This window comes from Candidatus Peribacteraceae bacterium (assembly GCA_041661065.1).
Taxonomy (GTDB): Bacteria; Patescibacteriota; Gracilibacteria; order Peribacterales; family Peribacteraceae; genus CAIKAD01.
In genome coordinates this window covers 898,508-921,103 of sequence record JBAZVD010000001.1, presented here as the reverse complement: position 1 = coordinate 921,103, position 22,596 = coordinate 898,508, and the positions used below count along the sequence as shown (strand labels likewise).

The window sequence follows — 22,596 nt, the reverse complement described above, 5'->3', positions numbered from 1 at the left end:
TGACCAAGCACCAAGGACCAATGACCAAACGTGTTGGGATCAGGTGTGGAACCACCATAAGTGTGTGTCATGGAGCTTTTCCGTATACTGCCATCCATGCGATCGTTGGTGCGCGGCGGTATCCTCTCCTGGCTGTTTCTTCTCGGGATGATGGGGAGCGCGGCCGCGTTCCTGCCGCTCTCCGCACTGGAATTCACGTTGCCGAAGCTGCCGTTCATCGGCATTGCGGCGGTGGCGGGATTACTTCTTTCCGTAGAAGAGGGAGCGGAGCGCGTCCAGTCCCTCCTCTTCCGCAGCGGTGCGGGGCGGTTGCTCCTCGCGTTCTTCCTCGTCTCGTTCCTCTCGCCCCTCTGGTCCGTTGCCCCGCTCCAGAGCCTTGCGGGTGATCCGCCCCGCTTCGAGGGCGCGGTGTCGTACGTCCTCCTGCTCGCCCTTGCCGTCACCGGCGCCACACTCGGGCGGAGCGGGGAGGGGAGGGGCCTCCTCATCCGTGCGCTCGCATGGAGCGCGGTTCCCGTGGTCCTCTACGGCATCCTCCAAGCGGCGCATCTGGATCCGCTGGGCGCGGCCTGGCAGGGGGAAGCGTTCCTCGGCCGCGTGTTCTCCACCCTCGGCCACCCCAACTTCCTCGGCCAGTTCCTGCTCCTCACCCTCCCGTTCGTCAGCCTCCGCATGACGGGAGGGGAGAGGGCGGTGAACCTCCGGTGGACGGCGGTCTTCCTCCTGGGCGTCGTGGTCCTCGCGGCCACGGGGAGCCGGGCGGCGCTGCTGGGGCTGGGGGTGGCGGCCGCGCTCGCCGCCGCCATGACGGCGACGTGGAGCAAGAGAGGGGCATCCATCCTCGCCCTCGGCGTTCTCCTTGCCGCGGCGGTGGGCGGCACCGCGGTCGTCCGCCGGCTGGAGGTTCCCACGCAGACGGGAGGATTGGGCGCCCGCGGCGTCATTTGGCAAACCGCGGTCCGCATGGCCGTCGCGCGGCCGTTGGGGTACGGCTTGGAAACCGTCGGCAGCGTATCGCCGCAGTACCTCCCCGCAAGCATCTACCGCTACGAATCCCTCACGGTCCAGATCGACCGCGCGCACAGCAAACCCCTCGACCTCCTCCTCACGCTGGGGCTGCCCGGCCTCATCGCCTACTACGGCTTCCTCGCGCTGCTCCTCTTCCCTCTCTGGCGGAAGAGGAAGGAGCCGCTCGCCCTCGTCATCTTCCTCTCGCTCGCGGGGGGGAGCGCGGCCCTGCTCTTCGGTTTCGATGTGTTGCCCACGCACGCGTTCTTCTGGCTCATCGTGGGGATGGGCGTCGGTTGCGCCGTTCCCGCGGCCGGAGGTGGGAAGCAGCGCCGGCCTTTCTTCCTCCCCGCGCTCACCGTTTTTGCGGTGGCGGTGACGGCGGTCTTCTGCGTGTGGGTCTCCGCCCGCGTGCTCCTCCAGGCGGGGGAGGATGCGGCCGCCCGCGGCGATCGGATGGCGGCCGTGCAAGCGACGGTGCGCGCGAGCAGGATGTTCCCGCTGGACCGCGCCATCCTTGTGCGCGCAGCGGAAGCAATCCTCTCCGCCCTGCCCGCGGTGCGGGATCCCGCGGACAGCGTCATCCTCAACCGCGCGTTCGACTGGGAGATGGCGCGGCTGCGCCGGCTCCTCCCTCCGCAGGATGCCACGGTCCACCTGCTTGCCGCGCGGCATGCCGCCCTCCGCGGCGATGCGTCCGCCGTGGCCGCGGCGACGGAGGAGGCGCTGCGGCTGTGGCCGCACTCCGTCCGGGCGCATGAGTCGGCGTTCCGGGCGGAGCGCGCCGTGGGCGATGAAGAACGCGCGCTGACCATTGCCCGCCGCCTCATCTCGCTCCTGCCCGAAGGGTGGCGGAACAGGGAGGATGCACGGATGCGGATACTGTGGAAGGAGAATCCGTGGTTGAAAGAAGTGGACTCCTTCGTTTCCACCCCCTCACCCTAACCCTCTCCCGGGGGGAGAGGGCATACGCCTTGTTGAGAGACATGCGAGTAGTGGGGGAGGGGTGCGCCATGGTGTATAGACATTGTCTATACAACAAAAGACCGGCACATGGTGTTGTGCCAGTCATGGACTGCTGCAGTGGGGGGCTTCGGAGCCCCTGCCCTTCATGCGGTGCTATCCCTCACAGGACGGGAAGGAGCGAGGCGAGGACATTGCCCGTATCAATGGGCAACGTGCCTCCCTGCTCCAGCACTATCGCGAGGAGGAGCATGGACGTGGCGCAGAACATTCCTGCAAGCAGGGTGGCGCGCCTCTGAACACACTTTTCCATGGGAGAGGAGGAAGGATATTTGTTATAGATATTATACATTAAAACTATGGATAACGCAACTGCCGTCCGGAGGGACGGATACGTGGGTACGGAGACGTTCTTGCCGAAGCGTCAATTGAGCCCCGGGCCGGCGTAGGGCATGCTGCATTCACATTCCGTACTCCTCCCATGGATACCTCCTCCCTCACCACGCTCCTCACCGCGAGTTGGTCCGCGATGCGGGCGAACTTCCGCACCATCCTCCTCTGCCTCGCAGCGGTGGCGGTGCTGAGCGTGCTCATGCAGGTGGTGGTGGGGGAACGGGTGGGCACGGCGGCCGCCACGCAGGTCCGGCGGTTGGTGGGGGAAGCGCGCTACCAAGAACTGGCGACCGAACTCCAATTGCAGGAAGGCGCGACCACCGCGCGATGGCAGGAATTCTCCCGCAGGGTGGGGGATGAGGTGCGCCTGAAGTTCGAGGCGCTCGACAGGGAGGAGCGGCAGGAGTTCCTCATGACGGCGCTGCAGGAAGGCCTGCGGGAATTGCTCCCCGTCCTCCTCATCTTCGGTCCGCTCTTCCTGCTCCTCATCGCCTGGTCGCGGGCGTTCTTCCTCCGCCTGGCCGTGGCGCCCGCCCCCTTCCCCGTCGCCATCGGGCGCGCCACGCAGACGTTCCTGCCACTCACGGCGGTGTACATCGTCATGCTGGTCGCGGGGCTCGCCTGGCTGCCCCCCCTCTGCTTCCTCCTCATCTCGTACTCCCCGTACTTCGCCTTCCTCTTCGTCCTCTCCTTCCTCGGCCCCGTCATCCTCCTCCCGCGCCTCGCGCTGGCACCCGCCTACTATGTGAAGGAAGGGGGCATCGTGAAGAGCCTGGAGAACAGCTTCCATCGCACCAAGGGGGTGTGGTGGAAGGTGGTGGGGAGCCTCGCGGCCGCCTCCCTCCTCTCGTTCCTCGTCCTGTGGTTCGCCCTCACCGTCATCGATATCGTTGCCGCGGTGATTGCGGTCTCGGGCGTCCTCCTGGTCCTCTACTGGCTGCGCCAGGTGTTCTCCTTCGCCGCCGCGGGGTACCGCACCATCTTCCTGCTGCGCCTCGCGGAGGCGGTGCAGAAGAATCCCAGACGCCCTATGCGCGTGAAGTCATCTTGAGGAACGTCTCTTCATCAAGCACCTCCGTGCCGAACTTCTTGGCGTCATCCATCTTGCTGCCGGGGTTCTCGCCGAGGAGCAGGTAATCCGTCTTCTTGCTCACGGAGCCGCTCACGTTGCCGCCGCGGTCCTTGATCATCTGCCGCGCCTGCTCGCGGCTGAGCGTGGGGAGGGTCCCCGTGACCACGAACGTCTTCCCCGCGAACATCTGGGGGAGCGCGCCGCCTTCCGGCTGCAGCGCCACGATGCCCGCGGCGTCCAGTTCCCGCAGGAGGGTTTGGTTCTCCTCCTCGCGCACCCAATCGTGGAGGGACTGCGCGTTCACGTCCCCGATGCCATGCAGGCCGGCATAGCCCTCCGCCGACATCGTGAGGAGCGTCTTGAGCACGTCCCGCACGCGGATGCCGTGCACCTCCGTCTCGCGTTCCTCCTCCGCGAAGAGGGAAGCCTGCTGGAGGTGCTTCCGCTCCTTTACGGTGAGTTTGTGCGACGGCCACTCGAGACGGCGCGCAAGGATCTCCGCCGTTTCCCGCCCCACGTGGCGTATGCCCAGCGCGAAGAGGAAGCGCTCCAGGGGGATCCTCTTGCTCCGCTCGATGGCGGCGAGGAGGTTCTCCGCCTTCTTCTCCTTGAAGAGCGGGAGGGTCAACAGGTCCTCGAACGTGAGGTGGTACATGTCCGCGGCATCCGCCAGGAGCCCTTCCGCGATGAGCGCCTCCACGGTCTCCTTTCCCATCCCCTCGATGTTCATGGCGTGGCGCGAGGCGAAGTGTTCCAGCCGTTCCTGCCGCACGGCGCCGCACGCCGGGTTGGGGCAGCGCAGGGCCACCTCGTCCTCCCCGCGTACGAGGAGGGTGCCGCAACTGGGGCAATGCTTAGGGAAGCGGAACGGCTTGCTCCCCTCCGGCCGCAGGTTCACGAGCACTTCCATCACCTCCGGGATGATGTCGCCGGCTTTCTGCACCACCACCGTGTCGCCTATGCGCGCGTCCAGCCGTTCGATTTCATCCGCGTTGTGGAGCGTGGCGCGTGTGACGACGGTTCCCGCCAGCTGCACGGGGGTCAAGTGCGCCACGGGGGTCACCGCGCCGGTCCTCCCCACCTGCAGGATGATGTCCGTGATCACCGCCGTCTTCTGCTCGGCGGGGAACTTGTACGCGCGCGCCCAGCGCGGCGCTTTTGCCGTGGATCCCAGATCCCGCTGCGTGCGGCGGTCGTTCACCTTCACCACGGTGCCGTCGATGTCGAACGGGAGGTCCGCGCGCCCCTTCTTCACCCGGCCGTAGAACGTGCGCACCTCCGCCATGCTCTTCAAGAGCTTCCGGCTGCGCTCCACGGCGAAGCCTTCCTCTTCCAAGAACCGCATCAGCTCCTCCTGCGTCACAATGCCCAGCGCGTCCGCGCTCCCGGCGTCCAGCGCGTAGCAGAAAATGCGCATGTCCCGCGCGGCCGCCACTTTGGGGTCCAGTTGCCGCACGCTCCCCGCCGCCGCGTTGCGGGGGTTGGCGAACCGCTCCGCCTCGGGCAGGTCCCGGTTGAGCTTCGCCAGCGCCGCCTTGGTCATGTATACCTCGCCGGAGATCTCCATCATGCGCGGTGGCGCCTTCATCCGCTTCGCGGAAAGGTCAAAAGACAGCGGGATGCTCTCGATCGTCCGCACACTGTGTGTGACATCCTCCCCCTGTATGCCGTTGCCCCGGGTGAGCGCGCGCCGGTAGACGTACCGCGTCTTCCCACCGCCGTCCTCCCGTTCGTAGAGGAGGGAGATGTTGAGCCCGTCGATCTTCAGCTCGCACAGGAACTCGAACTCCTTCTTGTCGTCCCCCAGTGCGCGGCGCATCAGGTCCAGCCACTCGTCCATCTCTTCTTCCGAGAACGCGTCGGTGAGGGATTCCTTGGGCGTGAGGTGCGGGACCTTGGGCAGCCGCCCGTCGAGCGGGGCACCCACGCGCTGCGTGGGGGAATCCGGCGTCACCAAATTTGGGAACGCCTTCTCCAGCGTGATGAGTTCCTGCTTGAGCGCGTCGCGCACGTCCTCCGAGACCTTGGGGTCGTTCTCGATGAAGTACGCGCGGTTGAGGCGCCAAATCTCTTCCCGCAGCTTCACGATGCGTTTCTGTGCGGAGGGGCGATCCATGGGAGGATCGTAGCACACCCTTTTTTGTTTTTTGTGTGTTTTCTCCCTCCTGCGTGGGAAGCGAGCGCCGGTTATCTCTTGCAGGTATTTCTTTTCCCCCGTCAATTGCTTTCTCCTTTCCAGTACGCAATAAACCCGCCATGCCCAGCGTGCAGAACACCTACGACAGCTTGGAGAAGCTGAATGCCGAGGCCGTCGAGGCCGTGGCTGCCATCATCGCGCTCTACCAGGAAGCCCTGGAGGAGGATCCCGATGTGGGGAACGGGGAATTTGCGGCGGAAGTGGCCGCCCTATGGGATGCCGCCGCCGACGAGCACGGCTGGAACCCGGCCCATGCCGCCCGCATGGCGCGGGGCATCGTGGAGCTGTGCAAGCAGGAGGAATGAACCGCCCGCCGTGCCTTCGGTGCCATGGAAAGGGATATTGGCGGAGAAGCGATTGCAGAGGGCGAATGATGGAGATACAATGAACGCACAATATGAAAAGAGCCCTTGCAGGACACTAATGCCTGCCGGGGGTCTTTTCGAATTTGGCGATAATGTCATCCATGAATACGAGTGGGAGGTTTTTCTTGCGTAGCAAGTAGGAACAATACTTGCGGTTGGGGGCAATCAGCGTCCGGAGGAGGCGTCTCTCATGGAGGAAATCCACCAAACAAGAAAAATCTCCGTCACCGGAAACGAGAACGACGTGCCGTGGATGGGTTTCGAACACGTCGCGGACGGCGCGCAGCACCAGTTCAGCGTCCACATTGCCCTTGGTTTCTCCTGATCGTGTGACGGTTTCCTTGAATATGAGTGTGTAGCCGGATCGACGGAGATGATCGTACAACTTCTCGTACTCGGGTATGTATCCGATGAACAGATAGGCGACAGTAATGCGATACTTCCAACGGAGCCACCGGCGGAATTTCCCGTAGTCGATTTCTTTCTTCAGGCTCTTGATTCCCATGTGCAGATTGGCGCCGTCAATGTACGCGATGCAACCGCCGTTATCCGATGGATGTGCCACAAGCTAGAGAGCAAGAGATGGATAGGGGAAAGTGTACAGATGTACACCTTGTCACACAAGATCAGAATTTCAGCTACCCAGGCTGGTTGTACCGTACATGACGTTGAGCAAAACCCCATTTTCTGCTATACTGTCAACGTGGATAAACAAACAGTCATAACGCTCTTCGAATCCGCGGTTACGGCCAAGGCTTCCGATATCCACGTGGCCGTGGGGGCGCCGCTCCTCTTCCGCATCGACGGGAACCTGATTCCGCAGACCAAGCAGGAGATGACGGCCGACCAGGCGCTGGGCGTGGTGCAGGCCGTGTTGAACGAGAAGCAGTACAAGCGCTTTACCGAAGAGAAGGAGATCGACGTCTCGTTTGCGCTCAAGGGCGGCACGCGCCTCCGCGTGAACTGCAGCTTCGAGCGCGGCAACGTCACCCTGGTGGCGCGCATCGTCCCCTCCGTCATCCCTACGCTGGAGGAACTCCAGCTCCTGGAGATCGCGCAGCACATCTACCGCTTCGACGACGGGCTCATCCTCTTCACCGGCCCCACGGGCATGGGGAAGAGCACCTCGCTCGCGGCCATCCTCCAGACCATCAACGCCGCGGAATCCCACCACATCATCACGCTGGAAGACCCCATTGAATTCCTCTTCCCCAAGGGGAAGTGTCTCGTGCGCCAGCGCGAGTACGAGCAGGACTTCCGCACCTTCCCCGAAGCGCTCAAGCGCGTGCTGCGCCAGGACCCCAACATCATCCTGGTGGGCGAGATGCGCGACCCGGAGACCATCACGGCCGCCCTCACCCTTGCGGAGACGGGCCACCTGATCTTCGGCACGCTCCACACGCCCAATACCATGCAGACCATCGACCGCATCATCGACGCCTTCCCTCCGCACCAGCAGAGCCAGATCCGCTCGCAGCTTTCGCTCTCCCTCAAGATGGTGGTGGCGCAGAAGCTTCTGCCCAAGACGGGCGGCGGGCGCATTGCGCTGCGCGAAGTGCTCATCAACACGCCGGCGGTTTCCAACACCATCCGCGACGCGCGCACGCAGGAGCTTGTGACCGTGATGCAGACCTCGGAGAACATCGGGATGGTCACCTTCGCCAAGTCCGCGGAGAAGCTCCTCAAGCAGGGGCTCATCAGCAAGGAAACCTACGACTTCCACGTTCCGGCGTTGAAGTGAGGGGGTTCAGTACCGGAAGAGGGGATAGGGCGAGGGGAAGAGTTTTTCGAGGAGGGGGAGGTCGCCCGCGCCAACGTACCCGTGGAACATGCGTCCCTGCCGCCGTGCCTCTTCGGTGATGATCTGCAGATGCGTGTGGGTGAACCAGCCGCCGCTGTCTTCCCCGTCCCCGATGACGGCGAACTTCTCGCCCGCTACGATGCGCTGTCCCTCCCGCACGCTGTGGTGCGATTGGAGGTGGCCGTAGAATGAATAGAATACATCTTCATCCTTGCCATGGCGCAGGATGACGAAGCCGCCGTAGTTGCCGAGCCCTTCCTCCTTTCCTACTGAAAAGACCTCGGCGTCCAGCGGGGCGAACAGCGATGTGCCGGGGAGGCTCGTGATGTCTACGCCGACGTGATAAATCCTCTCTTCCTGGATCATCTGCGGAAAGTGCCGCAGCATGGTGCGCCGTTCTTCGAAGTACCGTCCAATACCCCACGTCTTCCCGCTCTCGCGTAGGACCTCGTACACTTTGCGTTGGAACTCCGGGAAATGGGCAGGGTCGTATTGCATCACCTGCGGGTTACCGGAACTGAAGTCGAAGACGTGCGGCGGTCCGCGCAACGCGTCCCCGAAAAGCGGCGCTACGACTGTTTTCCTATCGAGGATCGGGAGAGGGTACATGGTCGAGGGGGGAAAGGGCTTTTAAATTGATGCGGTTGAGATGGGGATAAATACGCTCTGCGTAGTGTCGCATACCTGCGATGAAGAGCGGTAATTTACCTTGTTGATAATTACGGTAGCGCAAATATTGAGGCTCATCGAAGGGGCAGACAGGAGTTTGTGCAATGAATGCAAGGGGTGGACCGTGATCAATGATCTCATCAACCAAGTGCAACGTTGCACCGGTGAGAGTCAGCTTGCCCGATCGTGCCCTGTCGATGGCATCCTGCGTCGGCGTCTTTCCCCTGAAGCAATGTGGATGCCCTTCAACGGTCACGGCCGGGTGAATGTTGAGGATGCGTCCAAATTTGTGGAATGTGTCATTCATGAGAAAGGCGATGCGCGCCATGTAGTGGTCGGATATGAGGATGTCAGCCTGCTTTTCTTCCATCAATTTGGCGACCTTGCTTTCGAAGGCCAACTTACGTTCGGTTCGAGTGTCCGTGTCCCATCTCGGGAGCGCCCGAAAATCCGAAGGGATCCAGAAGGTAGTCTCTGCATCAGCCATCAATGCTCCATCGGCATTCCGAAGATCATGGCCATGAATCCACGGTTTCCCCGGATGCGGACGTGCAGGATACGCACTGCCACGCATATCCTTTTCCAGATCATCCGTCACAACGGCAACGATACGGAGAATGCCGTCCAACGTTCCCCCTGCCCTGGTTTCTTTCACCGTTCGTTCAATGGTGCCTTCCATGTAACAAAGGCCTTCCCCCGTTTCAACCATGGATCCGTTCCTGTCGCACGTCCCCGTATCACGTACGGAAGTGAGGAACATCGCATTGATGGGGGTGGCGGGGATGGAAGGAGTGGAGTCAGCATCCCCGAAGTAGTGAATTCCGTTGTACTGACCAGATGTGGACATGAGAGAAAGGGAAAGAAATCAATAGCCATAACGCCTCTTGCATTCGGCCCAGATGGCTTGCACTTCTTTGCATTGTCCTTGGCGGATCAGCTCGATAGGAGAGTGTCCTTGGAAGACATTGTTCTTCGCATTAAGCCATTGCATAGATGTGTAAATGCTTCCTTTCTGGAGAGACAGGACATCTTTGAGAAGTGTACGGACATCCGCACTGAGAGTGTGGAGCGAAACACCCAGCGTATGCCGCGCCAATGCGTTCATCTTCTCATTGAATGTATGTCGTGGGGCTTCTGTCATACACAGGGGGGAAGAAACAAGGGGCAAGTGCCGTATTCAATCTATCAATCTCCTCTGCCCGTACAATGAGTAGGTGAAGTGAAAAAACAGGTGAGATCAAATTCTAGGCTTACTGATACGGAAAAACCCGTTCCACGACCCCATGGAACGGCCCCTATATTAGTAAGTCAGAGGAGCGAAATGCGTTTGTCACTTGTCTGTGAACCGTACTACTCTTGTGTCGGATTGAGCCTCACTTCTTCACCGTGCAATGCAAACGATAGGTGTCCTTGGCGGCATGGGACCGCAGGCAAGTATACGGTTCTATCAATTACTCATTGGCCTTAGTGAGTCGGTCCATGGTGCAAAACGGAACAGTGATTATCCGCATGTTCTTTTGAGCAACCTTCCCATCCCCGATCTGATCAGTGATAAGCAGAATGAGAAGAAGGCAGTGCGCATGCTCACGGAAGAAGCACGCATCCTTGCGGAAGCAGATGCCGATTTCCTCGTAATTGCATGCAACACCATGCATCTCTACATTGATGAATGCAGGGAAGCCGCCGGTCTACCAGTTCTTTCCATGATCGAGACCGTGAAGAGGCGTGTCCTGGAACAACAACACCATCGCGTTGGGATTCTCGGAACTTCAACTACTCTTCGGAAGGGGCTGTATACAACCTCTCTCCAGGAGAATGGTGTACAAGTGGTAGTGCCCGTCGTGGGAGACCAGCAACGTCTGGATGTCATCATCAAAGCGATCATCGCAGGTTCGTTTACCGCGCTCAGAGAGAAGGAATTACGGGAGATTATTCATGCGATTGAAAAAGAAGAGATCGATGCATTGATTCTTGCCTGTACGGAGTTGCCCCTTGTCATTTCCCAAGAATATACCTCCGTTCCTCTCTACAGTTCCTTGCACATTCTTGCCGAGGAGGCATGCAAGGTGATGTATGAGAAGAAGCGCAAGGATCGGAGAAAGGCTCCTCGTTCCCGTAAAAAAACCTCATAGGGTCCACTCGTGATAGTACTTGTATCTGACTTTCCATTCTTATGCAGGATCCCGCAACAACCAAGGCATTACTCGTCATCGATTTCATCAACGAGGTGGTTGATGAGAGAGGGAAACTTGCCGCCAAGGGGTATGCCGACTTCATCAACAAGGCTGCCACGTTCGACAAGCTCAATACGGCCATCGCTATCTTCCGGAAGAAAGAGTTGCCTGTCATATTCGTGCGGCTTGCGTTTGATCCTTCCTACGCGAACCAACCGAAGTCCTCTCCGCTTTTCGGCAAAGCGCATGAGTACGGGATACTGAAGGCCGGTGATTGGTCCACGGCGTTCCATCCCTCCATCGATTTCCGCACGAATGACCTTGTGATGGAGAGGCAGCGTGTGAGCGCGTTTCACGGCACGCCGTTGGCCGATCTGCTGCGCGAGAAGAGTGTGACCCACGTGTTCATCGCGGGAGTGGCGACGGATCTGGCGGTGGAAGCCACCGCGCGGGATGCCCACGACAACGATTTTATAGTCACGGTTGTAGCGGATGCCTGTGCCGCAGCCTCGCAACAGGATCACGAGAAGTCCCTCCAGTTCCTGCCCAAGATCGCCTGGGTGGTGACCGTGGATTCGATGGAACTCTAATTACAACTACTCACAACAGTAGATCGATTTGTTACTCTTCCTGGAAATCAAATGGAGGAAAAGTCATGCCTGTAACATCGCTTATGTGTCTGCGAAGTTCCTGGCGGTTATACTTATGCTCACCATTATCCACTATGGAAAGGGTCGTCCCATCCGGTGCCACGGTGTACACTTCTCTCTGCTGCCTGAGCATGTTACTCATGGATTCCATTGATACCGTCATAGGCAATGCCACTATTCAAGGAGAGTATTTCCTGAGGAAGACGGAAATATTGGATTATCCTTGGAGGAAGACGTCGTTCATTGATGCAACCATATCCGGAGGAAGCATGACATGCTCCCTTTTTGAAGATTGCACCTTCAAGAACACCACATTCGAGAATATCTACATGGAGCATGTCGACTTCGTACGTTGTCGTTTCGATAATTTTCGTATGATCAGCTGCTCGCATGAAGGGATGGAAATGAGAGAATGTACCGGCTCTCCGCCTACTTTGATCGGGACGAAAGAACCTTCCCCCGGTTGGCAGAACAAGCCATTGCCGCCCGGTTGGGGACCGGAAGTGGAGGAAGCAAAACGATGAGCTGCTGTTGATTCAGTTTGCACAGCTCCATGGTGACCGTGGATTCGATGCAACTCTAGCTACAGCCTGCACGTTGTCAGCCCCGTCTCGCACCAGAGGGACCAAGCGAAGAAGAGTGCATATTCACCGGTCGTTGCGAGCACAAGGAGAACGACCGCAGAAAGGACCACCGCTTCCGCGATTTTTCGTTTCTGCACCGCCCGAACGGTAGCCCGGATCAAGAGGGCGATAACTGCGAGCCAGAGGAGGAGGATGAGGGTGAGGAGGAGGAGGGGGGGAGGGGGGAGGAGGGCTTGGAGGTTGATCCGATTGAGATGGGGATAGATGCGTTCTATGTAATTGTCATAAACAGATCATCCATTCGTGTGGGTAGAAAATGGGAGTAAAAAAACTTGGCAAGTTGCCTCTTGAGCATGTTGGGTTGAAACAGCACCATAACAACACTATAATCATGAGATATCAATGGGTTGCTGAGGGGTGTTCCATGGGTGTGTAGAACGGATTACGTGCCTTATGGTAGCGGAAAAATCTTCATAGCTGAAAGAAAACAGTAAGCGAGGTCTTCACCCTGAGCATTAGCATTGCTTTCATGGAAGCATATTTCCCCTTTCTCCCATGATGACTTGTATCAAGTCAAAGAAAAGTATGCTGATAGTTTGTACCATCATTATTGGTACTTCGCTTGTTGCGGTGGGTTTACCCGTCGCAACTCTTGGACAAGAAAGCACACGACAAGCACACGTCATTTTTCGAACGCCTCTGAGCGTGGAAGAAGCAATAAGGGAGGCCGAGGCTCTCCATCTTTCTCCTATCCTCTTGGAGCATGAATTTACATTGGGACAGGCGGTAGCAATCGGTTTTATCGGAGTTGAAAATGTTGCAAGTCCTGTGATAACACAACAAGCTCCCGATCTACATCAGGCTTTCCTAAGAGATATGGCGGCTAGCACGCAGCGTCAGATTGCTCAAGGCACACTTTTATCAAGACAGATGAGGAATTCGCTTCAGGCAAGGGCAAGAGATATTGATGCCGCAATGGTGTCACCACAGAGTATACGTATTACTCGCATGACAGTTGAAGGGACTGCTCGTGATATACAAGCTACTTCCCAACAGCAAAGCAATATTCAGGAATATCAATTGCAGTCATCACAGTCCGCTGTCGATCAAGTAGTGAAAGTTGTTCGGCATTTGTTTGCTGTAACTCGTGCTCTTGCGGCTGTGAGCTTCGAAACGTGGGTACCAGAATATGGCTGGTCTGATGTTGGTGTTTCATCTTCAACATCACGTTTTACCAATCAATCTATGTATTGGGATTCTGTTACTGGATTCCCCGCAAATTCGACGTATGAGCACGATTTCTTTCTGAACAACTATGATGGAAAGACATACCTCGATTCTGCCGAGACTTCTGGCAGTTACCCTAAGTTTCAATATGCATCCTCAGATCTACCACGAGCATATCTCGACACTCGTTTTGCAGATAACCGCAATGAACTGGCATATACCATAGGGTCTGCCGATGCAAAAGCTATCCAGAAGAACAGATGGTACTACACCTATATTCGAACGGCGAACGGTAACGTCACTATCGATGGGGGAAAATTACAGGCACAATTGGGGCATCGCTCCCCTTCCTATTGTTATAGTACCTGGTGCAGTTTTGGGGATCAGATTGAAAGAATTATTGCTGCCTGGCAGGTTCCTGTACCGGGAAGTAAATACTGGACGAAGTGATCCGAGTACCGCATTCTTTCTTCACAAGCTATCCGTGGCCATGAAACGATACATTCTTCCGCTGCTCATCGCGTTCCTCCTAGCCGGTGCATCCCTCAGCCTGCCTTCCCGCGGGACGGAGTTGAGGGATGCCCGTTTTGGATATCCCTTTGCGTTCATACTGCAGGATCAGAGCGGCAGAGATCCGCCGGTCCCCGGGGCCGTTTCGATCGCTTCCCCCTGGGAGAATCCCACGAAAGTACAATGGGTCGCACTGTCGCTGGATGTCGTTTTCCTATGGGCATTTGCATGGGGGAGCGCGTGGTGGATGGGAAGGAAGGTAGGGCGGGAGCGGCTTCTCGTTCTATAGCCTATACGCCCTGAGTCCTGTCCTGCACCACAGCGATCATGCGAGGAAGAGGGCAAAAGGGTGATTCTTCAGCCTACTTCCGGGGGTAGGGGCGTACCGTTCCACACCCCCGTGGAACGTCTTTTATGGCTTCTACAAGGGCTCAAACGAAATACGGGCGGGGGAAATGCCGCGGGGGAATTGCTCTTACACCATATATACTATCTCACCACAATAAATGATCTTTACAAGTGCCGAAGATTCGATAGAGTACAGGTTTGCCTGTGCAGTGCTTGCGTCTTCCCCTTTGCCTTACGCCGCGCAGCCCTCGCAGTGTTTCCCTATGAACACCCTGCCCAGCAGTATTGAGGCGTATCTTCAGGAGGCCGGTTTCTCGGTCACGGAACTCATTGTGCTCAAGAAGCTCTTTGAGGAAGACGCGCTCACGCTGCGGCAGATCGCGGCCAAAACGGGCAAGAGCACCGGGGTGCTGGACCAGGCCATGAAGAAGCTCCTCCGCCGGAACATCATCACCAAGGAGCATATCAACGAGACCATCAAGTACCGCCTCATCTCCGTGCAGGCCATCGCCAAGTGGGTGGAGGAGGACACGCGCGCCAAACAGGAGATGCTCAAGCGCCGCCACCAGAACTTCGAGGCGTTCATCACGTCGCTCAAGGCGGATAAGGACCGCCCCGCCATGCAGTACTTTGAGGGGGAGGAGGGGATGCGCAAGGCCTACGGCAAGCTCCTCGACCACGGCACGGAGCTCCTCCATTACTATCCCGTCGTGTGCGCCATAGAGGACGATCCCCTCCGCGATTTCCGCGTGGAACTCTTCCGCGAGCGCCGCCGCCGCGGCATCTTCGCGCGCTACATCGTCCACAACACGCCCCTCGGCCGCCGCTTCGCCTCCCGCGATGCCTTCGAGTACCGCAAGACGATCCTTGTGCCGGAGGAGACCTACCCCATCGCGTTCGAGAAGGTGATCGCCGGGGACATTGTGGCGTGCTTCAACCATGGGGAGAAGAGGGTGTGCTTCCTCTGCTACCCCCAGCTCGCCCAAACCGAACGCGCCCTCTTCGAGCGGCTGTGGCAGGAACAGGAGAACGCGGTGGCCATTCCCGCCGCCCAAACCGCTGCGCCCAAAGCCCCCGAGATTCCGCTCGCCACCCGCACCCTTTCCAGTCTCCGCGCGTTCTTCCTCAGTAAGAAGAGCCTTGCGCTCCTGGCTCTCTTCGCACTGGTCTCCGCGGGCATCGTCTTCGGCATCTATCGGCACACGTACAACCTCAACCTCCAGCGGTTGCGCGAGCGCGCCATGTCCATCACCGCAACGGGGGCGATGCAGTTCGATGCCAAGGACTTGGACCAACTCCGCACCATCGAGGACATCAAGAAGCCGGAGTATGCCAAAGTCATCAAGAAGTTGAATGAGATACGGGATTCGAATCCCGGTATTGCGTATTCCTACATCATGCGTCCGGCTCCGAATAAAGTCGGATATTGGGAATTTGTTGCTGACGCGGATTCCCTCGATCCATTTGCGAAAATTGATGCGAATGCTGATGGTGTCATTGATGATAATGATGAACTCCAATATCCGGGGCTCCTTTATGAGGAATTTGATCCATATTTTAAAGAAGGAATGACTATTCCGTTTTCAACACCGGAAATCCACTACGACCAATATGGCGTCTATTTTACCACTACTGCTCCCATTCGAGATGCGTCGGGGAAGACTAATGCATGCTACAGCGTCGACATCAAGGTCGAACAGATCTCCCTTCTCACGTGGCAGTCTTTGAACTATGTCCTGTTCTTCGTCGGTTTATTCCTTCTCTTCGTCATCATCCGCCTCGCCGCGTTCAATAAGTCCTTACTGCAAGAAGTGTGGCAGGTGTTCCAGATGCGCAAAGTACTGGTGATCCTGGCGCTGTGCGCGGAGGTGGCGTTCTTCATTACGTTGGGCCAGTACTACTACACGCTTAATTTCATAAGGGAGGAGATCGGACAAAAACTGGTAGCCATCGCTTCTACAGCTGCGAACCAATTTGATGCCAATGACCTAAACCAAATTCGCATTCCACGTGACATGGAAAAGGAGGCATATCAGCGGGTATTCAAGAAACTGAATGATGTACGGGATAGCAATATGGAAGTTGATGTTAAGTGGGCGTACATCATGCGTCCGGCGGAGGGGGAGTACATGTGGGAGTTCGTTGGTGATGCGGATGCCAATTTTAACATTCCTTGCTGGACGGATGCCGACAATAACGGCATTCAAACTCCCGATGAAATGTGTTGCGCCCCCGGAGTGCGGAATTATCAGGAATATTCGGAAATCGCAGATCAAGAACGGGCTTTGAGCCGGCCTCTGGTGGATAGGACGGAAGTGGGTAATGACCAATGGGGGAATGTTCTCTCCGCAAGCGCTCCCATTACAGACCGTTCGGGGAAGGGTGTTGCGATACTGGGAATCGACGCGGATTATTCGGAGGCGTTACGCATCCACCGCGAGAGGTTCATCTTCCCCCTGTGGTTCGCCGGCACGCTCGTAGTGCTCTTGAGTCTTGCCCTCGCTCTCCGCAAATGGAAGTGACGCAACCCCTCCCATGAACTCCCTCCCCACCAGCATCGAGAACTACCTCCGCGAAGCGGGGTTCTCCGCCACAGAGCTCTTGGTCCTCAATAAGCTCTTGGAGGAGGAAGCGCTTACGCTGCGGCAGATCGCAGCCAAGACGGGCAAGAGCACCGGGGTGCTGGACCAGGCCATGAAGAAGCTCCTGCGGCGGAACATCGTCACCAAGGAGCGCATGAACGACACGCTGGTGTATCGCCTCATCTCGCTGCGCTCCATCGTCAAATGGGTGGAGGACGATACGCGCGCCAAGCACGAGATGCTCAAACGCCGCCACCAGAACTTCGAGGCGTTCATCACGTCCCTCAACGTGGACAAGGCGCACCCCGAGATGGAGTTCTTCGACGGCGAAGAGGGGATCACCAAGGCGTACGACAAGCTCCTCAACCATGGCAAGGAGATGCTCCACTACTTTCCGGTGGTGTGCTCCGCCGAGGACGATCCTCTCCGCGATTTCCGCGTGGAGTACTTCCGCGAGCGCCGCCGCCGCGGCATCTTCGCCCGCTACATCGTCCACAACACGCCCCTCGGTCGCCGCTTCGCCTCCCGCGACGCCTTCGAGTACCGCAAGACGCTGCTCGTGCCCCAGGACACTTACCCCATCAGCTTCGAGAAGGTGATCGTGGGGGATGTGCTCGCCTGCATCAACCATGCGGAGAGGCGCGCGTGCTTCCTCCACTACCGCGAACTGGCGGAAACCGAACGGCAGCTCTTCGAGCGTCTGTGGCAGGAGCAGGAGAGCGGCGTTACCATCACCGCGTCTACCCCCGCTACGCCAAAGGCTCCGGCAATCCCTCTCGCCACTCGTACCCTCTCCGGTCTCCGTGAGTTCTTCCTCAGCAGGAAGAGCATTGCGATCTTCGCTCTTTTTGCGCTTGTGGCTGCGGGAATCACGTATGCCCTCTATCAACAGAACGTCTACCTCAACACCCAGCGTATCCGCGAGAGAGCCATGTCCATTGCCGCAACGGGCGCCATGCAGTTTGATGCAAAGGATTTGGATGCGTTGCGGACGAATGATGACATCAAGAAACCGGAATATGCGAAGGTTATTGAGATTTTGAATAGAATACGAGAAAAGAATGAAGGGGTGAGATATGCATATATCATGCGACCGTCTGTAGAAAAGGGGTATTGGGAGTTTGCAGCAGATGCAGATTCATTAAATCCCTTTGAGCAGAAAGATTTGAATGGGGATGGTGTTGTTGATGAACAGGATCAATTAAATACACCTGGCGAAAGATATTCAGTTTTTGATCCAGATATAGAAGAAGAAATGGCAAGTACCTATAGCCGGGATGAGTTATGGATAGATCAATGGGGGACTTTTTTAAGTGCCTCTTCACCCATTTACGGCGCTTCAGGTCGTGCTGTAGCCATTTTTAGTGTTGATGTATTGGCAGAAACAATCGGCACTTTAACACAGCAGTCTTTCAGTTTTACACTTTATTTTCTAGGTTTGTTTTTGTTCTTCGTTTTCATTCGCCTGGCGGCCTTCAATAAGTCACTGTTTCAGGAGGTATGGCAAGTATTCAATATAAGAAAGGTATTGGTTTCCCTGGCACTCACCGCGGAAATTGCCTTCTTCATTACGCTGGGTCTGTACTACTACACGCTGAATATTATCAAGGATGAGATGGGGCAGAAGTTGCTGGCAATCGTGGCAATGGCAGCATCCGAATTTGATCCTGCGGATTTAGCCCAACTTCACCTTCCACGCGACCTGAAAACAGAAGCGTATCAGAGAGTGTTTACAAAGTTGAATGAAATACGAGACGACACTGAAGGTGTTCAATGGGTATACATTTTTAGGCCGACAGAGCAACAAGGTATGTGGGTGTTCCTTGCAGATGCCGATTCTAATTATTACCTTCCCTACTGGAATGATTACAATGAAGATGGTGAAATGAACGAAGACGAACTGAATGTGGCGCCGGGAACATATTATTCTGCTCCGATTTCAACAGGTTTAGGTTCCTTCGAGCCACTCGAAAGGCCGTTGATTGATGATGTGTTTACGGACCAGTGGGGAACATATATTTCCGCAAGCGCGCCAATACGAAATAAAGAATCGCGTTCGGTGGCGATCTTGGGGGCAGACATGGATATTGCGGATGTGTATCAGGCAGCAGGACAAAGGTATAAAGTATCGTTGTGGTTTATTGGATCATTTCTAATGTTAGCGATTGTGGGAGCAGTTGTTAACTCAAAAAATATACTAAAACAATAAATGCTATGACTTTCTTGTACTATAATTAAGCCAGGTAAAAAATGCGTATCTGGTTAGAGGAGTCTTGAGAAGCATGACCAAGTTATTCTTTTTCATGATAATTCACACCCCTTTCTATAAAATGCATTTCAACCTCTGTACATTGAAAGTAGCTCTGTACAAACTCCTTTATATTCTCAGTTGAAAAAAGTTTACAAGAATAGACATCAATAGAAATAAAGTTTGTATGAGTTAAGGTGTGAATTTGGATGCCACTTTCAATGATAGGAACCCAACCACTAAGTCCAGCTTTTGTAGGATACAACTTCTCATCACTTTGAAAAATAAATGGTGGTGATTGTTTAATCATCTTAAGTTTATCAACCAGTATTTCAAGGAAGGCATAGCAGTATGAAATATCATTGCAGGCGCCTTCTTTGCAATTATATAGATCCAAGGTCATTAGATAACCAAATGGCTCTTTCTTCTTCATATGGCTATTAATAACAAACTAATGCTAATAAAGCAATGGTAGCACTGGAAATAGCGATATACTCGACCAGTACATAAGGATTTGCTATCGTCCTATACAATCTTTGTATTTTGATTTGTTGTTATTCATCCCATCAATATGGTCAAGAACTCTAAATCGAACGATAAATGCCTTCCAGAATGGGGATCCAGTTATGTTTATTCAGTAGATGAAGAGAAGGCCATTAAAGCAACAATAAACAAAGCCAAAGACGCTTTTCTTTTTGCTGATCTGTATGACCAACTTTATCCGGGGTATTCGGGTGATCTTGAGTATTACAAATCAAAAGGATCTCAAGGAAGAGTATTATACCTTGGCGTTGGAACAGGGCGCATACTAATTCCTATTCTTCAAAACAACCCTAATGTACTTGGTATAGATAAATCACACGAGATGTTGCAAAATTTGATTAAGAAATTGCCCAATCTAAAAGCAAACAATATTTTGTTTAAGGATATTGAAAAAGCAAAATTGCCATCGAATTCTTTTGATGTGATTCTTGCCCCATATTCTTTTTTTCAGTTTATTCAAAGAGATCATTTCCCAAGAATCCTTCTCAAGTTGAATAAGGCTTTAAAACCAGGAGGGAAACTCTATACAGATATATTTTCTCCTTTTTGGACTGATTTTCGCTCACGCCACATTGAGAAAGCAGTGCGTACATATAAAGATAACACTGAGGCGCTCTTTTATCTACATGTGAATCATCAATCTCAAGAGGCTGATGAATATGCTTGTGTATACACTCCGAATGGGAAAGAGATCGTGCTAAAGATGCATATGCAGTATTACTATCCTCTTGAGGTGATGACATTATTTAAAAAGGCACATTTTACAAAGACAATCATTAGTGGTGGCTACCACAATGAACGTTTCTCAGTATCAGGGAGCGATTTGATGGTTATAGAAGCCATAAAGTGAATGAAAACTATTTGTGTTTAACCAATATATTATGCTATAATAGTCTTACTTTCCCATGAAGAGACAAAAACAATTCAATGTAAGTATTCTTTTTACGGCAGCAATACTGCTGTTTGTATCTATTGGCATTACAGTTATTACATCAGTTGTACTATATATAAAGGTACAACAGCTTTTCCGTGTTAGCTTGGATGATAGAATAGTATCAGTTATTACCTCTGCTGCCACGCACTTTACTCCAGAAGAGCTGTCTCGAATTGGTGGACATGAGAGCATTGGGTCTAAAGAACACAGAAGTGCAGTGCTTGCACTACGTGAAATCAAAAAGAGAGTAAAAGATGTTAAATGGGCATACATATTTCGTAGGACTAAAGATCCGCTGATACTAGAGTTTGTAGCAGATGCGGATTCATTAGATCCAAGTAATATAGAAGATGACCTAAATGGTGATGGTGAATTGAATATTGAAGATCTATCTTTACCGGGTGATGCCTATGATATCAGTGGTACTCCTCCTTACGGGCAAATACCGTTTAATGAGCCCTATGTTGAGCCAGAATTGGACGAGGATGAATGGGGTACCATTTTAGCTGGTGCAGCTCCGATTTTAGATATAGATGGCCGTCCATCGAATTTCATTCTTGGTGTTGATGTTGATGTTACAGCTTTTCGGAAAGCAGTTAACACAGCATTACTGCCATTTGCATTGTTTGTTCTATTTCTAATATGTATCTTAACTACCCTTACACTGGTATTGCGGAGAATGTGGTTAAGACAGGTCAAGTTATTGCTGGAGCTCGACCGCCAAAAAGATGAACTCTTGAGCATCGTAAGCCATCAGCTTGCCGCTCCTGTTACATCCATCAAGTGGTACTTGGAAATGCTCAATGATGGGGATATTGGTTCGCTAGCTAAAGAGCAACAGGAATCCATAGGAACCATGCAGAAGATCACAACGAATCTTTCGGATCTTGTGAGCATGATTCTTGATGTGTCGCGCATTCAATTGGGTAAGGTTCACATGGAACCCGTGGCGCTTGATTTGAACGACTTCTTCAAAGAAATTCTGGACGTTGTGGAACCAAAGGCGCTGGAGAAGAAGCTGATGTTTGAGAAGAAGATCCCTGCACACTTGCCGACTGTACTGCTGGACCGGCGCTATACCCGCATGACCGTAGAGAACCTCCTTACGAACGCCGTAAAATACACGCCGGATAAGGGCAACGTAAGCTTTACGGTGACGGTTGACGGAGGAAAGATGAAGGTGAAGGTGAAGGACACGGGTTGCGGAATACCCAAGTCCGAGCAGGGACAAATCTTCGGCAAGATGTTCCGTGCGAGCAACGTGAGGAACAACAAGGATGGGAACGGCTTCGGCCTTTACGTTGCCAAGGGCGCCATGGAAGCGCAAGGAGGGAAGATCTGGTTTGAGAGCGAGGAAGGGAAGGGGACGACGTTCAATATCGAGTTGCCCCTCGTAGCTCCCACGGGGGCAGTGTCCGCTCCTGCAAAATGAAAGAACGCTTGCATCAACGGCAAGAGCTTGCGGACAAACCGGCAATGTCCTCCAAAATCACCGAAGTATCACAGAAAGCGAGGCGGGTGATGGGGGATGTGCTCACGTTTGTCTTCCAGCCCATTGATTTTGAGTTCCGCAGGATGTGGGAAGAATCGGATGATTGCTTGCGCCATCTGGACAGCGCACCATTGAATCAAAAAGAAAAAGAGCAGTGTAAGCGCATCCTATCGCATACGCGTGAATGGTTGGAAGAAGAAGAACACAAGCATTACCACGATTTCGACCACAGCCAGCCCATCATTGATATCCGTCATCAATTCACGAATAAATTACAGGAAGCACGGGGGCAGTGCGGTATTTCAGCGTGATCATTTTGCGGTACCCACGAGGTAGAGTGCCGCAATGGATAGGATCCAGGCGAAAATCAGCTGCAAACTTGGGAATTGGAATTTGAAGATGGCGATAAATATCGATGCCATCACCGGCATGAAGGCATAGGTCAGTGATAGGGTGACGGCGCTGGTGCCCGTGGTGAGTGCTTGAAAGTGTGCGCTGGCCGCTACAAATGACGAGAAGATCATCAAGAAAACAAAGACAGATTGCTTTGTATCCGGCATGGAGTGTGTTTCCCGAGCCAGTATCAGTGTGAGGAGCGCAAAGATCGCCACGCCGGTTGAATAGAGGAAAGTGAGTAAGCGCGGGGAAATGGATGACAGTTTCCAATCCGTGAGAGCAATCTCAAGCGAATAAAAAACCATCGCGAGGAGGGACATCAACATGGTTCCACTATAGACCTGCGTTTTTGCTTAGGCGAGATAATAATATTCTCCACTAAAATGCAAATTCTCGCAGTTATAGTGGTAAGAGAATCGACTTTGGGAGAAAGATAGGAT

21 protein-coding genes are annotated in these 22,596 nt (G+C 54.6%); 13 read left to right on the top strand and 8 right to left on the bottom strand.

Translation table 11 applies throughout. The features are described 5' to 3' along the window. Positions 1-96: 96 nt before the first annotated feature. Entirely contained in the window at positions 97-1,953 is a 1,857-nt protein-coding gene (locus WC698_04160; protein ID MFA6039430.1) for an O-antigen ligase family protein, read from the top strand. Between the two features lie 181 nt (positions 1,954-2,134). Here WC698_04160 and WC698_04155 read toward each other — a convergent pair whose 3' ends face one another. Beyond that, positions 2,135-2,284: a hypothetical protein gene (locus WC698_04155; GenBank protein MFA6039429.1), complete on the bottom strand. Its 150-nt coding sequence runs from the start codon at positions 2,282-2,284 to the stop codon at positions 2,135-2,137. Positions 2,285-2,452: 168 nt separating this feature from the next. Here WC698_04155 and WC698_04150 point away from each other — a divergent pair, with 168 nt between their 5' ends. Next, complete coding sequence (locus tag WC698_04150; GenBank protein MFA6039428.1) at positions 2,453-3,415, top strand: hypothetical protein; 963 nt, start codon at positions 2,453-2,455, stop codon at positions 3,413-3,415. On the opposite strand, the gene ligA is transcribed toward WC698_04150, so the two are convergent. Then, the gene (gene ligA / locus WC698_04145; protein ID MFA6039427.1) at positions 3,393-5,552 is read right to left on the bottom strand and encodes an NAD-dependent DNA ligase LigA; all 2,160 of its coding nucleotides are present in this window, start codon (positions 5,550-5,552) and stop codon (positions 3,393-3,395) included. The genes WC698_04150 and ligA overlap by 23 nt on opposite strands. Before the next feature lie 140 nt (positions 5,553-5,692). On the opposite strand from ligA, the gene WC698_04140 reads away from it, so the two are divergent. Further along, positions 5,693-5,938 carry a hypothetical protein gene (locus tag WC698_04140; GenBank protein ID MFA6039426.1) on the top strand — a complete coding sequence of 82 codons (246 nt, stop codon included), beginning with the start codon at positions 5,693-5,695 and terminating at the stop codon, positions 5,936-5,938. Positions 5,939-6,053: 115 nt separating this feature from the next. On the opposite strand, the gene WC698_04135 is transcribed toward WC698_04140, so the two are convergent. Then, positions 6,054-6,563, bottom strand: coding sequence for an NYN domain-containing protein (locus tag WC698_04135; GenBank protein ID MFA6039425.1), 510 nt, complete (start codon positions 6,561-6,563; stop codon positions 6,054-6,056). 138 nt (positions 6,564-6,701) lie between these two features. Between WC698_04135 and WC698_04130 the strand changes: the two genes are divergently transcribed. Continuing rightward, positions 6,702-7,739, top strand: coding sequence for a PilT/PilU family type 4a pilus ATPase (locus WC698_04130; GenBank protein ID MFA6039424.1), 1,038 nt, complete (start codon positions 6,702-6,704; stop codon positions 7,737-7,739). A gap of 6 nt (positions 7,740-7,745) precedes the next feature. On the opposite strand, the gene WC698_04125 is transcribed toward WC698_04130, so the two are convergent. From WC698_04125 to WC698_04115, 3 genes are read right to left on the bottom strand one after another with little or no spacing between them, the layout of a single operon-like run. Beyond that, positions 7,746-8,408, bottom strand: coding sequence for a peptidoglycan DD-metalloendopeptidase family protein (locus WC698_04125; GenBank protein ID MFA6039423.1), 663 nt, complete (start codon positions 8,406-8,408; stop codon positions 7,746-7,748). Further along, on the bottom strand, positions 8,383-9,315 hold the full coding sequence (locus tag WC698_04120; GenBank protein MFA6039422.1) for a formyltransferase family protein: 933 nt from the start codon (positions 9,313-9,315) through the stop codon (positions 8,383-8,385). Before WC698_04120 ends, WC698_04125 begins: the two co-directional genes overlap by 26 nt. 18 nt (positions 9,316-9,333) lie before the next feature. After that, a complete protein-coding gene (locus tag WC698_04115) occupies positions 9,334-9,609 on the bottom strand; it encodes a hypothetical protein (protein ID MFA6039421.1) in 276 nt (91 codons plus the stop codon). Positions 9,610-9,859: 250 nt separating this feature from the next. Between WC698_04115 and WC698_04110 the strand changes: the two genes are divergently transcribed. The 6 genes from WC698_04110 to WC698_04085 all read left to right on the top strand — a co-directional run bounded on the left by WC698_04110 (position 9,860) and on the right by WC698_04085 (position 18,752). Beyond that, a complete protein-coding gene (locus WC698_04110; GenBank protein ID MFA6039420.1) occupies positions 9,860-10,600 on the top strand; it encodes an amino acid racemase in 741 nt (246 codons plus the stop codon). Between the two features lie 41 nt (positions 10,601-10,641). Further along, complete coding sequence (locus WC698_04105; protein MFA6039419.1) at positions 10,642-11,232, top strand: isochorismatase family cysteine hydrolase; 591 nt, start codon at positions 10,642-10,644, stop codon at positions 11,230-11,232. A 200-nt stretch (positions 11,233-11,432) separates the two neighbouring features. Continuing rightward, the gene (locus tag WC698_04100) at positions 11,433-11,816 is read left to right on the top strand and encodes a hypothetical protein (protein ID MFA6039418.1); all 384 of its coding nucleotides are present in this window, start codon (positions 11,433-11,435) and stop codon (positions 11,814-11,816) included. Between the two features lie 615 nt (positions 11,817-12,431). Beyond that, positions 12,432-13,553, top strand: a complete 1,122-nt coding sequence (locus tag WC698_04095; GenBank protein MFA6039417.1) for a hypothetical protein — start codon at positions 12,432-12,434, stop codon at positions 13,551-13,553. A gap of 671 nt (positions 13,554-14,224) precedes the next feature. Further along, positions 14,225-16,483 (top strand): MarR family winged helix-turn-helix transcriptional regulator, encoded by a 2,259-nt coding sequence (locus WC698_04090; GenBank protein MFA6039416.1) that lies wholly within the window; start codon positions 14,225-14,227, stop codon positions 16,481-16,483. A 13-nt stretch (positions 16,484-16,496) separates the two neighbouring features. Further along, positions 16,497-18,752 carry a winged helix-turn-helix domain-containing protein gene (locus WC698_04085; protein MFA6039415.1) on the top strand — a complete coding sequence of 752 codons (2,256 nt, stop codon included), beginning with the start codon at positions 16,497-16,499 and terminating at the stop codon, positions 18,750-18,752. An 82-nt stretch (positions 18,753-18,834) separates the two neighbouring features. Here the strand turns inward: WC698_04085 and WC698_04080 are convergent, their stop codons facing one another. Further along, positions 18,835-19,224 (bottom strand): S-adenosylmethionine decarboxylase, encoded by a 390-nt coding sequence (locus tag WC698_04080; protein MFA6039414.1) that lies wholly within the window; start codon positions 19,222-19,224, stop codon positions 18,835-18,837. 138 nt (positions 19,225-19,362) lie between these two features. Here WC698_04080 and WC698_04075 point away from each other — a divergent pair, with 138 nt between their 5' ends. From WC698_04075 to WC698_04065, 3 genes are read left to right on the top strand one after another with little or no spacing between them, the layout of a single operon-like run. Further along, entirely contained in the window at positions 19,363-20,184 is an 822-nt protein-coding gene (locus WC698_04075) for a class I SAM-dependent methyltransferase (protein MFA6039413.1), read from the top strand. A gap of 55 nt (positions 20,185-20,239) precedes the next feature. After that, on the top strand, positions 20,240-21,700 hold the full coding sequence (locus WC698_04070; protein MFA6039412.1) for a HAMP domain-containing sensor histidine kinase: 1,461 nt from the start codon (positions 20,240-20,242) through the stop codon (positions 21,698-21,700). Next, positions 21,697-22,071, top strand: a complete 375-nt coding sequence (locus WC698_04065) for a hypothetical protein (protein ID MFA6039411.1) — start codon at positions 21,697-21,699, stop codon at positions 22,069-22,071. The genes WC698_04070 and WC698_04065 overlap by 4 nt, the downstream gene beginning before the upstream one ends. Here WC698_04065 and WC698_04060 read toward each other — a convergent pair whose 3' ends face one another. Continuing rightward, positions 22,072-22,482 (bottom strand): EamA family transporter, encoded by a 411-nt coding sequence (locus WC698_04060; GenBank protein ID MFA6039410.1) that lies wholly within the window; start codon positions 22,480-22,482, stop codon positions 22,072-22,074. Positions 22,483-22,596: the final 114 nt, after the last annotated feature.